A 15,353-nucleotide genomic window follows, 5' to 3' on the forward strand; every position below is an offset into this window, starting at 1 on the left:
CAGGAGACCACATTGACATGAACGTTGAATTAATCACTCAAGTAGCAATGGATGAAGGATTAAGATTCGCTATCAGAGAAGGCGGAAGAACTGTAGGTTCTGGAGTTGTTACTAGTATAATAGAATAATATATACTAAGTAATATATATTATTAATATATATAGGACTGGGTTTCATTACCTAGTCCTTTACAAAGGCTTATATATTGACATAATACATGTTTTATGATAATGTGTTTAGGTAATTAACGAATTAATTAACATAAGTAATAAGGTTTTATATTATTTACGGTAAACTGGAGGTGCAGACTGTGAGAGTAAAGATAACTTTAGCATGCACAGAGTGTAAGCAAAGAAATTACAATTCAATGAAAAATAAGAAAAACAACCCAGACAGATTAGAAATGCATAAATACTGCAAGTTCTGTAAAAAACATACACTTCATAAAGAAACTAAGTAATTAGCTGATATAGTGATGACATATACTCACAAAGATTAAGGATGTGAAGTAATGGCTGTTAAGGAAAATGTAAATTTAACTAAAAGTTCACCTAACAGAGGTGGCATATTAAAGTTTTTTAGAGAGGTTAAGGCAGAAGTTAAAAGAATAACTTGGCCTTCTAAAAATGACACTAAAAAAGCGTTAATTGCAGTTGGCGTAGTCGTACTAATATATATAATATTAGTAGGCGGGTTAGATTATATTTTTCAAAACCTCTTTGAATTCATTTTAAAATTTAAGTAAGGAGGTTTAGGTGTTAGTCGCCTATAAGAAAATATGAGCGAAAGAGCAAGATGGTATGTTGTACACACATACTCAGGCTACGAAAACAAGGTTAAAGCAAATCTTGAAAAAACCATTGAAAATAGAAATCTTCAAAACTTACTTCAAGACATCCAAGTGCCTATGGAAGAAGTTGTAGAAGAAAAAGATGGGAAACAAAAGATTTCTCTTAAGAAAAAGTTCCCTGGATATGTGTTAGTAAAAATGCTAATGACAGATGAGTCATGGTATGTGGTTAGAAATACTAGGGGTGTAACAGGTTTTGTTGGCCCAGCTTCTAAACCAGTTCCACTTACTGATGAAGAGGTTGAATCTATGGGAGTTCAAGAAAGTCCTGTAGAAATTGATTTAGAAGTAGGGGAAAGCGTAAGAGTTATCTCTGGACCATTAAGAGAGTTTATAGCAATAATTCAAGAGATAAACTTAGAGAAACGCAAAATAAAAGCATTAATTGATATGTTTGGCAGAGAAACTCTAGCCGAATTAGAATTTACACAAGTTGAAAAATTAGTTTAATATAAGCTAATGTTTTAATAAAGTGGGAGGACTAAGGTCCGTATTACCACAGTATAGGAGGAATAATACATGGCTAAGAAAGTAACAGGAATGATTAAACTTCAACTTCCTGCAGGTAAGGCAACACCAGCACCACCAGTAGGACCAGCATTAGGTCAACACGGTGTTAACATTATGGGATTCTGTAAGGAGTTCAATGCAAAAACTGCTAATCAAGCTGGATTAATAATACCAGTTGTTATAACAGTTTACCAAGATAGATCTTTTAGTTTTATACTAAAAACTCCACCGGCAGCAGTTCTTATAAAGAAGGAATTAGGAATCGAAAGTGGTTCAGGAGTTCCAAACAGAACTAAGGTTGGAAAATTAACAAAAGAACAAGTAAGAAAGATTGCTGAATTAAAGATGCCTGACTTAAATGCGGCTACTATCGAAACTGCTATGAGCATGATCGAAGGTACTGCAAGAAGTATGGGAGTAACTATTGAAGAGTAATTCGTAATAAAGTGGGAGGTAAAAACCGCTAATACCACAAAGGAGGCAAATTATGGGAAAGAATTATATTGAAAGTGCAAAATTAATTGATAAGAGTGCGTTATACACTCCAGTAGAAGCTTTAGATTTAGCAATAAAAACTGCTAAAGCAAAATTTGATGAAACTATAGAGTTACATGTTAGATTAGGGGTTGACCCAAGACATGCAGATCAACAAGTAAGAGGAGCTGTTGTTCTTCCAAATGGAACAGGTAGAACTGTAAGAGTTTTAGTGTTCGCAAAGGGAGATAAGGCTAAAGAAGCTCAAGAAGCTGGAGCAGACTTCGTAGGAGCAGAAGAATTAGTTCAAAAGATTCAAAGCGAAAACTGGTTTGAATATGATGTAGTAGTAGCTACACCAGATATGATGGGTGTTGTTGGTAGAATTGGTAGAGTTTTAGGACCTAAAGGATTAATGCCAAACCCAAAATCAGGAACAGTTACATTTGATGTTGCAAAAGCAATTGCTGAAATAAAAGCTGGTAAAGTTGAATATAGAGTAGATAAAACTGCTATAGTTCACTGCCCAATTGGAAAGAAATCATTTGGAGTAGAAAAACTACAAGAAAACTTCCATGCTTTAATGGATGCTTTAGTAAAAGCTAAGCCAGCAGCTGCTAAGGGACAATACGTTAAATCAGTATCTGTTTCAAGCACTATGGGTCCTGGAGCAAAGGTTAACCCAACAAAAGTTTTAGATTAGTATTGACATACAAAAAAATATGTAATACAATGTTACATGTTGTTAAAGAAAATACTGATTCCAAAGACAGTAGGTGCCGAAAGGTTTAAAATAATTGCCTACCGAGGAACACCAAGGTAAGTAATTATTTGGTCTTCCTATGTCTATGGGAAGGCCTTTCTTAATATAAATTTGCAGTTAAAAACTGTGAGGAGGTGGACACACAGTAATGAACAAGAATAGACAAATTAAAGAAGCTAAAGTTGCTGAGATTAAAGAAAAATTAGAAAAGTCTCAATCTATCGTTTTAGCAGACTATCAAGGTTTAACAGTTGAAGAAGATACAACTTTAAGAAAAACTTTAAGAGAAGCTGGTGTTGAATATAAGGTTTATAAAAATAACCTTGTAGCATTAGCTGCTAAAGAATTAGGAGTAGAAGGTCTTGATGCATATTTAGAAGGACCAGTTTCTATAGCATTTGGATATGAAGATGCTACTGCTCCAGCAAGAGTGTTACACACATTTGCTAAAGATCACAAGAAATTAGAATTAAAAGCTGGTATGGTAGAAGGAACTTTATATAATAAAGCTGAAATAGAACAAATTGCTACAATACCATCAAAAGAAGTTCTTATCGCAAAACTTCTTGGAAGCTTCAAGGCTCCATTATCAAATGTTGCATATTTATTAAATGCAATTAAAGAAAAAAAAGAATCAGAATCAGCTGAATAATAACTGATAAAAATTTGGAGGTGCAATTAAAATGACAAGAGAAGATATAATTCAAGCTATAAAAGAAATGACTGTTTTAGAATTAAACGAGCTAGTTAAAGCTTGTGAAGAAGAATTTGGTGTAAGTGCCGCTGCTCCAGTAGCAGTAGCAGGAGCTGTTGCAGGTGCTGCAGCTGCAGAAGAAAAGACTGAGTTTGATGTAGTTCTAGCTAGCGCTGGATCACAAAAAATCAAAGTTATCAAAGTAGTTAGAGAATTAACTGGATTAGGATTAAAAGAAGCTAAGGAAATAGTTGATGGAGCTCCTAAGACATTAAAAGAAGGCGTATCAAAGGAAGAAGCAGAAGATATGAAAGCTAAATTAGCTGAAGTTGGAGCTGAAGTAGAAGTTAAGTAATTAACTTTTAAATTGAAAAGGTGCTGTTAAAGGCACCTTTTTAATTGCCTAAATGAAACTATATAAAATATCAAAGTCCTGGGATACTTTATATAGTTTTATATAAAAAACACTTGAAAAATGGTAAATGCATAGATTAACATAAGTTATGTAATAAAATAATTGACATTAAAAGAATATTATGATAGTATCATTAAATGTACTATTCAATATGGGTAGGTATATACTCATATGAAAAAAATGTATAATCGAACAAAAGATGGTTATACTAATAAGTGATGCTGTCCGAAAGCATAAGTCCTTAGGGAAAGTGTGCTTTTGGTTATTTTAGTTTTATACAAGGGGTGAAAATTCATGGTACATCCTGTCCAAGTCGGAAAAAGAACTAGAATGAGTTTTGGTAAAGTTAAAGATGTAACTGAAATGCCAAATCTTATTGAGGTACAATTAGATTCATATCAGTGGTTTTTAGATGAAGGTCTTCATGAAGTTTTTGAAGACATTAATCCAATCACAAACTTTACTGGAAATCTTGTTCTTGAGTTTGTTGATTACAAGCTTGATATGGATAATATTAAGTATTCAGTGGAGGAGTGTAAAGAGAGAGATTCAACTTATGCTGCACCACTAAAAGTTTCTGTAAGATTACAAAATAATGAAACTGGAGAAATTAAAGAACAAGAAGTATTTATGGGTGACTTCCCGTTAATGACTGAACAAGGTACTTTCATCATAAATGGTGCTGAAAGAGTTATTGTAAGTCAATTAGTAAGGTCGCCAGGTGTTTATTACAATTTTAATGTTGATAAAACTGGTAAAAAGTTATATTCATCAACAGTTATTCCAAATAGGGGAGCATGGTTAGAGTATGAGACTGACTCTAATGATATTATCTATGTAAGAATAGATAAAACAAGAAAACTTCCAATATCGATTTTAGCAAGAGCTATGGGATTCGGAAGTGATCAAGAGCTTTTAGACTATTTTGGAGAAGACGAAAGATTTAAAGCTACAATAGAAAAAGATAATACTAAAACTAAAGAAGAAGCTTTACTAGAGATATATAAAAGATTAAGACCAGGTGAACCACCAACGGTTGATAGTGCTATATCTCTTATAGATTCACTATTTTTTGATGCTAAAAGATATGATTTATCAAGAGTTGGTAGATATAAGTTTAACAAAAAATTAGCATTAAATTTAAGATTAATCAATCAAATAGCTGCTACTGACATAGTTAATCCTCAAACAGGAGAAATTATGATAGAGCAAGGTAAAAAAATTAGTAGATCGTTAGCAGAAGAAATTCAAAATGTTGGTATTAACTCAGTTGATATATTAGTTGAAGATAGAGTGGTTAGAGTAATTGGTAACCATTTTGTTGACATTAAAAAATTTATATCATTTGATATAGAAGATTTAAATATCAGAGAATTTGTTCACTATCCAACACTAAAAGAAATATTAGACAATTATGATGATGAAGAGACTATAAAAGAAGAAATTAAGAAAAACTTAAATAGACTTATTCCTAAACATATAATAAAAGATGATATATTTGCAACAATAAGCTATGAATTAGGATTACCATATACTATAGGTTATGTTGATGATATAGATCATTTAGGAAATAGAAGATTAAGGTCTGTGGGTGAATTGTTACAAAATCAATTTAGAATCGGTTTATCAAGAATGGAAAGAGTAGTTAAAGAAAGAATGACTATTCAAGACCAAGAAGCTATAACACCTCAAATGTTAATTAACATAAGACCTGTTGCAGCTGCAATTAAAGAATTCTTCGGTAGTTCTCAATTATCACAATTCATGGATCAAACAAATCCTTTATCAGAATTAACTCATAAGAGAAGATTATCTGCTTTAGGACCAGGAGGTCTTTCAAGAGAAAGAGCTGGTTTTGAAGTTAGAGACGTTCACCATTCACACTATGGTAGAATGTGTCCTATAGAAACTCCAGAAGGACCAAATATAGGGCTTATAAACTCGTTAGCAACATATGCTAAGGTTAATGAATATGGATTTATAGAAACTCCATATAGAGTTGTTGATAAAGAAAAAGGTATAGTAACAGATGAAATTAGATATTTTACAGCAGATGAAGAAGATCAATATCTAGTAGCACAAGCTAAAGAACCTATCGGAGAAGATAGAAAGTTTGTTGATAGTAGAGTAACTGTTAGAATCTTAAATGAAATTCTAGTTGTAAATGCAGAAGAAGTTGATTTAATTGATGTATCACCAAGACAAATAGTATCAGTGGCAACAGCTATGATACCTTTCCTTGAAAATGATGATGCCTCAAGAGCACTTATGGGATCAAACATGCAACGTCAAGCTGTTCCATTATTAAAACCTCAAGCTCCAGTAGTTGGTACTGGAATAGAATTTAAAGCAGCTGTAGACTCTGGGGTTCTTCCAAAGGCTAGAAATGCGGGTAAGGTAGTTTACGTAAGTTCTAGTGAAATAAGAATTAAGAGAGATGTAGATGGTGGAGTAGATACTTATAAACTTCTTAAGTTTAAAAGAAGTAACCAAGGTACATGTATAAACCAAAGACCTTTAGTAGATAAAGGTGAAATAGTGTTTAAAAATCAAGTTTTAGCTGATGGACCATCAACTGATTTAGGAGAAATAGCATTAGGTAAAAACATCAGAATGGGATTCATAACTTGGGAAGGTTATAACTATGAAGATGCTATGCTTATTTCAGAGGAGTTAGTTAGAGAAGATGTATTTACTTCAATCCATATAGAAGAATATGAATGTGAAGCTAGAGATACAAAATTAGGACCAGAAGAAATAACTAGAGATATTCCTAATGTAAGCGAAGATGCATTAAAAGATATAGATGATAGAGGAATTATAAGAATTGGTGCTGAAGTTAGATCAGGAGACATTCTTGTTGGAAAAGTAACACCAAAGGGAGAAACTGAATTAACTGCAGAAGAAAGATTATTAAGAGCTATATTTGGAGAAAAGGCTAGAGAAGTAAGAGATACTTCACTAAGAGTTCCTCATGGAGAGGCTGGAATTATAGTCGATGTTAAAGTATTTACTAGAGAAAACGGAGACGAATTAAATCCAGGAGTAAATGAACTAGTTAGATGCTATATAGCTCAAAAAAGAAAAATATCTGTTGGGGATAAGATGGCAGGACGTCATGGTAACAAAGGGGTTATCTCAAGAGTGTTACCAGAAGAAGATATGCCATTCTTACCAGATGGTAGACCACTACAAATATGTTTAAATCCATTAGGGGTTCCATCACGTATGAATATAGGTCAGGTATTAGAAGTTCACTTAGGATGGGCAGCAAGTCAATTAGGATGGCACATAGCTACTCCTGTATTTGATGGAGCTACAGAAAAAGATATAGAAGAATGCTTAGCAAAAGCAGGATATAACGCAAATGGTAAAACTGTTTTATATGATGGTAGAACAGGAGAAGCTTTTGATAATGAAGTAACTGTTGGTATAATGTATATATTAAAACTAGCTCACTTAGTTGATGATAAGATACATGCTAGATCTACAGGACCATATTCACTAGTAACTCAACAACCTCTTGGTGGTAAAGCACAATTTGGTGGCCAAAGATTTGGAGAAATGGAAGTTTGGGCTTTAGAAGCATATGGAGCAGCTCATACACTACAAGAAATATTAACTGTTAAATCAGATGATGTTGTAGGTAGAGTTAAAACTTATGAGGCTATTGTTAAAGGTGAAAACATACCGGAACCTGGAGTTCCAGAATCATTTAAGGTTCTAATTAAAGAACTTCAAGCTTTATGTTTAGATGTAAAAGTATTAAATGATGAGAATCAAGAAGTTAAGCTTAAAGAGTTTGCAGAAGAAGATATGGAAGATTTAGAAGTTAACATTGAAGGAACAGAAGATGTTATTTCTGATGATGTAAATGTAGATGATAGTTATACAATATCAGAGGAAGAAGTTGAAGAAGAGGTTGAGTTTGATAACTTTTCATTAGACGGATTCCATGAAGAAGATCTAGAACTTGATGATTTTGTAAATGATGAACACTAAATTTGAAGGGAGGATATACCCTTGTTTGAATTGAATAATTTTGATGCTATACAAATAGGTTTAGCTTCACCTGATCAAATAAGAGAATGGTCAAGAGGAGAAGTTAAAAAACCAGAAACTATAAATTATAGAACATTAAAACCAGAAAGAGACGGTCTATTTTGTGAAAGAATATTTGGACCTATAAAAGACTGGGAATGCCATTGTGGTAAATATAAAAGAGTTAGATATAAGGGCATAGTTTGTGACAGATGTGGAGTTGAAGTAACTAAGGCAAAGGTAAGAAGAGAAAGAATGGGGCATATTGAACTTGCTGCCCCAGTTTCTCACATTTGGTACTTTAAGGGTATTCCATCAAGAATGGGATTACTTTTAGACATGTCACCAAGAGCTTTAGAAAAAATACTATATTTTGCTTCATATGTAGTAATAGATCCTAAAGAAACAACGCTATTAAAGAAACAGTTGTTAAATGAAAAAGAATATAGAGAAGCTGTTGATAAGTATGGTGAAGAAAGCTTTGTAGCTGGAATGGGAGCAGAAGCTGTTCAAGGATTACTTAAAGAAATTGACTTAGAAGGTCAATCAAGAGATCTTAAAGAAGAATTAAAAACAAGTACTGGTCAAAAAAGAGTTAGAATAATAAGAAGATTAGAAGTGGTTGAATCTTTTAGAAAATCAGGAAATGATCCAAGATGGATGGTTATAAATGTCATTCCTGTTATTCCTCCGGATTTAAGACCGATGGTTCAATTAGATGGTGGAAGATTTGCAACTTCAGATTTAAATGATCTATACAGAAGAGTTATTAACAGAAATAACAGATTAAAGAAATTATTAGACTTAGGTGCTCCGGATATCATTGTTAGAAATGAAAAAAGAATGCTTCAAGAAGCGGTGGATGCACTTATAGATAATGGTAGAAGAGGTAGACCTGTAACAGGACCTGGAAACAGACCACTTAAATCATTATCAGATATGTTAAAAGGTAAGCAAGGTAGATTTAGACAAAACTTACTTGGTAAGAGAGTTGACTACTCTGGTAGATCAGTTATAGTTGTTGGCCCAGAGTTAAAAATGTACCAATGTGGACTTCCAAAAGAAATGGCTTTAGAATTATTTAAACCATTTGTAATGAAGAAATTAGTTGAAGATGGAGTAGCACATAATATAAAGAGTGCGAAAAGAATGGTTGAAAGAGTAAATAATCAAGTATGGGATGTACTTGAAGAAGTTATTACTGATCATCCAGTTTTATTAAACCGTGCCCCTACTCTACATAGACTTGGAATTCAAGCGTTCCAACCAATTTTAGTAGAAGGTAGAGCAATAAAACTACATCCACTTGTATGTACAGCATATAATGCTGACTTCGATGGAGACCAAATGGCTGTTCACGTTCCATTATCAGTTGAAGCACAAGCTGAAGCAAGATTCTTAATGCTTGCAGCAGGAAATATTATGAAACCTTCAGACGGTAAGCCAGTTTGCGTACCTACACAAGATATGGTACTAGGATCATATTATCTAACTATGGATAAAGATGGTGCTAAAGGTGAAGGAAAAGTATTCTCTTCGAAAGATGAAGCTATTATGGCTTATGAAGTAGGAGAAATAGATATTCATGCAGCAATACAAGTAAGAATGTTTAAAGAAATAGCTGGAGAAAAGAAGTCAGGTATAATAAAGACTACAGTTGGGAAAATAATCTTTAATGAGTCAATTCCTCAAAATTTAGGATTTGTAAATAGAGATTTAAAAGAAGAAGAATTTAATTTAGAAGTAGATTTCTTAATAACTAAAAAGTCTTTAGGAAAAATTATAGATAGATGTTATACAGTACATGGTCCAACTAACACATCAATAATGCTTGATAAGATCAAAGCTTTAGGTTATCATTATTCATCAATAGGAGCTATAACAGTAGCTGCATCTGATATGATAGTACCAGATGCAAAGTATGTATTACTTAAAGAAGCTGATGAAACAGTTGATAAGATAGAGAAGATGTATAAAAGAGGATTCATATCAGAAGAAGAAAGATATGAAAGAGTTATTGAGAAATGGACTAAAACAACAGAAGATGTTGCCGATGCACTTATGGAAAGTTTGGATAAATTCAATCCAATATTCATGATGGCAGACTCAGGAGCCAGAGGATCTAAATCTCAAATTAAGCAATTAGCTGGTATGAGAGGGCTTATGGCGAGTCCAACTGGTAAGATTATAGAATTACCTATTAGAGCATCATTTAGAGAAGGACTTGAAGTTTTAGAATATTTCATATCTACTCATGGAGCTAGAAAAGGTAATGCAGATACAGCTCTTAAAACTGCAGACTCTGGATATTTAACAAGAAGACTTGTTGACGTATCACAAGACGTTATTGTAAGAGAAATTGATTGTGGAACAACAGAAGGTATATATGTTTCAGAAATAAAAGAAGGAAATGAAGCTATCGAAGGATTAGCTGAAAGACTTTATGGTAGATACACAGCAGAGCCTATAATTAATCCAACAACAGGAGAGGTTATGGTAGAAGCTGATCAATATATGGAACTAGATGTTGCAGAAAAAGTTGCAGCTTCAGGAGTTAAGAAAGTTAAAATTAGATCTGTATTTACATGTAAGTGTAAGGTAGGAGTATGTTCTAAATGCTATGGAATGAACATGGCAACAGCTCAAAAGATAAATATAGGTGAAGCTGTTGGTATTATAGCAGCACAATCAATTGGAGAACCAGGAACTCAACTTACAATGAGAACATTCCATACAGGGGGAGTTGTTGGAGCCGATATTACACAAGGTCTTCCTAGAGTTGAAGAGTTATTTGAAGCTAGAAAACCTAAAGGTTTAGCTATAGTAAGTGAAATAACAGGTACAGTTAGAATTGAAGAAACTAAAAAGAAGAGAACTGTGTTTGTAGTGTCAAACGATGGAGAAGAACGTAGCTATGAAATACCATTTGGTTCAAGATTAAAGGTATCAAATGATGAGTTTATTGAAGCAGGAGATGAAATCACTGAAGGTTCAGTAAATCCTCATGATATAGCAGCAATTAAAGGTATTGATGGAGCTAGAAAATATCTATTATCTGAAGTTCAAAAAGTTTATAGACTTCAAGGTGTTGATATAAATGATAAACATTTAGAAGTTGTAGTTAGACAAATGACTAGAAAGATTAAGGTATTGGATTCAGGAGATACTGATCTATTACCAGGAACTATGATAGATATGTTTGATTTTGCAGAAGAAAATGCAAGAGTGAGAGAATTTGGTGGAGAAGAAGCTAAAGGAGAGCAAGCGTTGTTAGGTATTACCAAAGCTGCTTTAGCAACAGATAGTTTCCTATCAGCAGCATCATTCCAAGAAACCACAAGAGTTCTTACAGAAGCGGCAATTAAAGGAAAGATAGATCCTTTAGTTGGGTTGAAGGAAAATGTAATTATTGGTAAGTTAATACCAGCAGGTACAGGAATGATGAAATATAGAAACGTGAAGCTAGATGTTGACGATGTTTTAGTTGAAAATGAAGCAATAGAATCAATTGAATAATACAATGCAATTTTATTGACATGTGTATGCTTAAATGATAAAATACGAATTGTGTGATTTTAAAGCTACACTACAATATAATTGTCTACATGAATTCATGGAGGCAAAGTCATGAGCTGCGCCTCTATGAACTTTTATATAGGGAGTGATTTCATGATAGATAGAATTGTAGGTAATAAAGTAATTGGTATAAAGCAATGTACTAAGACCATTAAAAATGGAAATGGTTATGTTTTATATGTAGCTAAGGATGCAGACAAAAACTTAACAAAAGATTTAATTGAATTAGCAATTAAAGAAAATGTTAAAATTGTTTTTATAAATACAATGAAAGAATTAGGTAAAATGTGTGAAATAGATGTTAGTGCATCTTCAGTACTAGTTTTAGATTAATTCATTAATAAGCTTTTATCTTAAATATTAGATATATAGATAAAAAAATTTCAGGAGGTGAAAAAATGCCAACTATTAGCCAATTAGTAAGAAAAGGCAGAAAAACTGTTATCAACAAGTCAACAGCACCAGCACTTAACGAGTGTCCACAAAGAAGAGGGGTTTGTACAGTTGTTAAAACAACTACTCCTAAGAAGCCTAACTCAGCTTTAAGAAAAATAGCAAGAGTAAGACTTACAAATGGATTCGAAGTTACTGCATACATTGGTGGTGTAGGACACAACTTACAAGAGCACAGCGTTGTTCTTATAAGAGGTGGTAGAGTTAAGGACCTTCCTGGTGTTAGATACCATATCGTAAGAGGAGCACTAGACTGTGCTGGAGTAGCTAACAGAATGCAAGGAAGATCAAAGTACGGTGCTAAAAAGCCGAAGGCAAAGAAGTAGTTTAAAGTAAACTACAGTAGTGCTTGTCTTCAGCATTTACATAGATTTATAAATTAAGTTTATATAGATGAAGAAGTAAAGCACTTTACGGCAATGTAATAATTGCAGAGTACCAATGAACTTAAATTTATTATGTTAAGGAGGGAAGAAAAGTGCCAAGAAAAGGACATATCGCAAAAAGAGATGTATTACCAGATCCAATGTACAACTCAAAGGTTGTTACAAAGTTAATAAACAATGTAATGGAAGATGGTAAAAAAGGAGTAGCTCAAAAAATATGCTACGACGCGTTTGAAATAATGGCGCAAAAAACAGGCAAAGATGCTTTAGAATTATTTGAAGAAGCTATGAACAATGTAATGCCTTTATTAGAAGTTAAAGCTAGAAGAATAGGTGGTGCTAACTACCAAGTTCCAATAGAAGTTAGACCAGAAAGAAGACAGACTTTAGGTCTAAGATGGCTTCTAGATGCTTCAAGAAAAAGAGGCGAAAAGGTGATGGCTGAAAGATTAGCTGGAGAATTAATGGATGCAGCTAATAATACTGGCGCAGCTGTAAAGAAGAGAGAAGATACTCATAAGATGGCTGAAGCAAACAAAGCATTTGCTCATTACAGATACTAATATACAAAACTGTTTTGGCTTTTGCTAAAACAGTTTTGTCGAATTTAAAATTACTCGTTGAGAGGAGGAAATACAAATGGCTAGAAAATATCCTTTAGAAAAATTCCGTAACTTTGGAATAATGGCTCATATAGATGCAGGAAAAACTACAACTACTGAGCGTATATTATTTTATACAGGAAGAAGTCACAAGATTGGAGAAGTTCATGAAGGAGCAGCTACAATGGACTGGATGGTTCAAGAACAAGAAAGAGGTATAACAATTACTTCTGCTGCAACAACATGTGCTTGGAAGGGTCATGAATTAAATATTATAGATACTCCAGGTCACGTAGATTTCACAGTTGAAGTTGAAAGATCATTAAGAGTACTTGATGGAGCTGTTACAGTTCTAGATGCAAAAAGTGGGGTTGAACCACAAACTGAAACTGTTTGGAGACAGGCAGATAAATACGGTGTTCCAAGAATGATATATGTTAATAAGATGGATGCTACAGGAGCAGATTTCTTTAGATGTATAAACACTGTAAGAGATAGATTAAAAGCTAACGCAGTTCCAATACAAATTCCGGTTGGTTCAGAAGATCAATTTAAGGGAATGGTAGACTTAATAACTAACAAGGCAATTATGTTCTACGATGATTTAGGAAAAGATGTTAGAATAGAAGAAATTCCAGCTGATCTAGCAGATCAAGCAGAAGAATATAGAATGGCTCTACTTGAAGCAGTAGCAGAAACTAATGAAGAATTAATGGAAAAATATCTTGAAGGTGAAGAATTAACAGAAGAAGAAATAATGGTAGGACTAAGAAAAGCTACTATAGCTAATGAAATAGTTCCATGTATTTGTGGATCATCATATAAAAATAAGGGTGTTCAACAAATGATTGATGGAGTTGTTGCGTTCTTACCATCACCTTTAGATATACCAGCTGTTAAAGGAACAACATTAGAAGGTGAAGAAGCTACTAGAGAAGCATCAGATGAAGCACCAATGTCAGCTTTAGCATTTAAAATAGCAACAGATCCATTTGTTGGAAAACTTGCATTTACAAGAATTTATTCAGGTGTTATGCAAAGTGGAACATATGTGTTAAATTCAACAAAGGGTAAAAAAGAAAGAATAGGAAGACTTGTTAAGATGCATGCTAACTCAAGAGAAGAAGTTGAAGCATTAGAAGCAGGTGAATTAGGAGCTGTTATAGGATTAAAGAATACTACAACAGGAGATACTCTTTGTTTAGAAAATGATCCAATAATACTAGAATCTATGGAATTCCCAGAACCAGTTATATCTGTAGCTATAGAGCCAAAGACAAAAGCTGGTCAAGAAAAGATGGGCTTAGCACTAGCTAAGTTAGCTGAAGAAGATCCTACATTCAAGACTCATACTGATCAAGAAACTGGTCAAACAATTATTGCAGGTATGGGAGAACTTCACTTAGAAATTATAGTTGATAGATTAACTAGAGAATTTAAAGTTGAGTGTAATGTTGGAGCACCTCAAGTTGCATATAAGGAAACAATTAGAACAGCTGTTAAAGCAGAAGCTAAATATGCTAAGCAATCTGGTGGTAAGGGACAATACGGTCATTGTGTGATCGAAATGGAACCTACTGAAGGAGAATACGTATTTGAAAATGCTATAGTAGGAGGAGCTGTTCCAAGAGAATATATTCCTGCAATAGATAATGGTATTCAAGAAGCTGCTAAGAGTGGGGTTGTAGCTGGTTATGAAACTATAAACTTTAAGGTTAAATTAGTTCACGGTTCATACCACGAAGTTGACTCATCTGAAATGGCATTTAAAATTGCTGGTTCTATGGCATTTAAGAATGCAATGGCAAAAGCAGATCCAGTTTTACTTGAGCCAATGGAAAAGGTTGAAGTTACAGTACCAGAAGAATACATGGGAGATGTAATGGGAGATCTTAACTCAAGAAGAGGAAGAATTGAAGGAATGGAAGCTATAAACGGAGCTCAAATAATAAGAGCTATGGTTCCACTTTCAGAAATGTTTGGATATGCAACTACTTTAAGATCAAGAACTCAAGGTAGAGGTACTTATTCAATGGTATTCGATCACTTTGAAGAAGTTCCAAAGAGTGTTCAAGAAAAAATTAAAAGTGAAAGAAATTAATTCACTTTAGTTATAAAATTTAGTAATGTTGCTCATAATTTAGTTATGAGTAGCATTACATAATATGAATTTTTATTATTATAAATTATAAGAGTGAAAATTTATATAGACCTAGAAAATTAAAGATAAATTAGATATAATAACTAAGAAGGTTAATATAATTAATTTCCATAAAGGAGGATTTTACAATGGCAAAGCAAAAATTCGAAAGAAGCAAACCACACGTAAACATTGGAACAATCGGTCACGTTGACCACGGTAAGACAACTTTAACTGCTGCAATCACAACAGTTTTAGCAAACAAGGGATTAGCAGAATCATTCAAATATGATGAAATCGATAAGGCTCCAGAAGAAAAGGAAAGAGGAATCACAATTAACACAGCTCACGTAGAGTACCAAACAGAAAACAGACACTATGCACACGTTGACTGTCCAGGACATGCTGACTATGTTAAGAACATGATTACAGGAGCTGCTCAAATGGAT

The 15,353-nt window shown here is 33.4% G+C and carries 14 protein-coding genes, 1 pseudogene and 1 other annotated feature; all 15 genes and pseudogenes read left to right on the forward strand.

The annotated features are described in order from the left end of the window. Positions 1-128 (forward strand): annotated as a pseudogene (tuf, locus tag AAT22_RS18710) (elongation factor Tu); the annotation flags it as partial. Between the two features lie 182 nt (positions 129-310). Then, on the forward strand, positions 311-460 hold the full coding sequence (gene rpmG / locus AAT22_RS01205; protein ID WP_008681213.1) for a 50S ribosomal protein L33: 150 nt from the start codon (positions 311-313) through the stop codon (positions 458-460). Positions 461-511: 51 nt separating this feature from the next. Further along, on the forward strand, positions 512-745 hold the full coding sequence (gene secE, locus AAT22_RS01210; protein ID WP_016205911.1) for a preprotein translocase subunit SecE: 234 nt from the start codon (positions 512-514) through the stop codon (positions 743-745). 33 nt (positions 746-778) lie between these two features. Next, positions 779-1,300, forward strand: coding sequence for a transcription termination/antitermination protein NusG (nusG, locus tag AAT22_RS01215; protein WP_016205910.1), 522 nt, complete (start codon positions 779-781; stop codon positions 1,298-1,300). A gap of 69 nt (positions 1,301-1,369) precedes the next feature. Next, positions 1,370-1,795, forward strand: coding sequence for a 50S ribosomal protein L11 (gene rplK / locus AAT22_RS01220; protein WP_016205909.1), 426 nt, complete (start codon positions 1,370-1,372; stop codon positions 1,793-1,795). 52 nt (positions 1,796-1,847) lie between these two features. After that, positions 1,848-2,537, forward strand: coding sequence for a 50S ribosomal protein L1 (gene rplA / locus AAT22_RS01225; RefSeq protein ID WP_046999984.1), 690 nt, complete (start codon positions 1,848-1,850; stop codon positions 2,535-2,537). Positions 2,538-2,579: 42 nt separating this feature from the next. After that, positions 2,580-2,708 (forward strand) — a sequence feature (ribosomal protein L10 leader region). 37 nt (positions 2,709-2,745) lie between these two features. Then, complete coding sequence (gene rplJ, locus AAT22_RS01230; RefSeq protein WP_016205907.1) at positions 2,746-3,249, forward strand: 50S ribosomal protein L10; 504 nt, start codon at positions 2,746-2,748, stop codon at positions 3,247-3,249. A gap of 31 nt (positions 3,250-3,280) precedes the next feature. Further along, positions 3,281-3,646, forward strand: coding sequence for a 50S ribosomal protein L7/L12 (gene rplL, locus AAT22_RS01235; RefSeq protein ID WP_016205906.1), 366 nt, complete (start codon positions 3,281-3,283; stop codon positions 3,644-3,646). A 354-nt stretch (positions 3,647-4,000) separates the two neighbouring features. Continuing rightward, positions 4,001-7,708, forward strand: a complete 3,708-nt coding sequence (gene rpoB / locus AAT22_RS01240) for a DNA-directed RNA polymerase subunit beta (protein WP_016205905.1) — start codon at positions 4,001-4,003, stop codon at positions 7,706-7,708. 21 nt (positions 7,709-7,729) lie between these two features. After that, positions 7,730-11,263, forward strand: a complete 3,534-nt coding sequence (gene rpoC / locus AAT22_RS01245) for a DNA-directed RNA polymerase subunit beta' (RefSeq protein ID WP_046999985.1) — start codon at positions 7,730-7,732, stop codon at positions 11,261-11,263. Between the two features lie 153 nt (positions 11,264-11,416). Then, complete coding sequence (locus AAT22_RS01250; RefSeq protein WP_040436427.1) at positions 11,417-11,656, forward strand: ribosomal L7Ae/L30e/S12e/Gadd45 family protein; 240 nt, start codon at positions 11,417-11,419, stop codon at positions 11,654-11,656. 65 nt (positions 11,657-11,721) lie between these two features. Continuing rightward, positions 11,722-12,102: a 30S ribosomal protein S12 gene (gene rpsL, locus AAT22_RS01255; RefSeq protein ID WP_008681201.1), complete on the forward strand. Its 381-nt coding sequence runs from the start codon at positions 11,722-11,724 to the stop codon at positions 12,100-12,102. Positions 12,103-12,254: 152 nt separating this feature from the next. Beyond that, the gene (rpsG, locus tag AAT22_RS01260) at positions 12,255-12,725 is read left to right on the forward strand and encodes a 30S ribosomal protein S7 (RefSeq protein ID WP_016205902.1); all 471 of its coding nucleotides are present in this window, start codon (positions 12,255-12,257) and stop codon (positions 12,723-12,725) included. Positions 12,726-12,801: 76 nt separating this feature from the next. Continuing rightward, positions 12,802-14,865, forward strand: coding sequence for an elongation factor G (fusA, locus tag AAT22_RS01265; RefSeq protein ID WP_046999986.1), 2,064 nt, complete (start codon positions 12,802-12,804; stop codon positions 14,863-14,865). A 188-nt stretch (positions 14,866-15,053) separates the two neighbouring features. Next, the coding region (locus AAT22_RS01270) for a GTP-binding protein (RefSeq protein WP_046999982.1) at positions 15,054-15,353 on the forward strand (300 nt) is incomplete at its 3' end.

It is taken from the genome of Clostridium sp. C8 (assembly GCF_001010885.1).
Taxonomy (GTDB): domain Bacteria; phylum Bacillota; class Clostridia; order Clostridiales; family Clostridiaceae; genus Clostridium; species Clostridium sartagoforme.